This window comes from Bartonella capreoli, assembly GCF_902813205.1.
Taxonomy (GTDB): Bacteria; Pseudomonadota; Alphaproteobacteria; order Rhizobiales; family Rhizobiaceae; genus Bartonella; species Bartonella schoenbuchensis.
Window position 1 is genome coordinate 1 of sequence record NZ_CADDZX010000218.1, and the last position, 450, is coordinate 450.

Genomic DNA, 450 nt, shown 5'->3' on the forward strand with positions numbered 1-450 from the left:
GATATTCCTGAACATCAAGTAACAGCTTTGATTGGTCCATCAGGATGCGGAAAGTCGACTTTTTTGCGTTGTTTTAACCGTATGAATGATACGATTGAAGGCGCTAGAACAACCGGTCTTATTACTTTAGATGGGGAAAATATTTATGACCAGAGGATTGATGTTGTAGAATTGCGCGCTCGTGTTGGAATGGTTTTTCAAAAGCCTAGTCCTTTTCCAAAATCTATATTTGAGAATGTTGCTTATGGGCCACGTATTCACGGTTTAGTCAAATCGCGCGCCGAATTGCATGATGTGGTTGAAAAAAGTTTGAGGCAGGCAGGCTTATTTGAAGAAGTAAAAGATCGACTTCATGAGGCAGGAACAAGTTTATCAGGGGGGCAGCAACAGCGCTTATGTATTGCACGTGCTATTGCCGTTAGTCCTGAAGTTATTTTGATGGATGAACCT

Annotated in this window: 1 protein-coding gene; it reads left to right on the top strand. The window is 41.6% G+C overall.

Going from position 1 to position 450, the window contains the following annotated elements; all coding sequences use genetic code 11:
• A partial coding sequence (locus J7R05_RS08130) for a phosphate ABC transporter ATP-binding protein (protein WP_208541863.1) occupies positions 1-450 on the top strand: 450 nt, incomplete at both ends.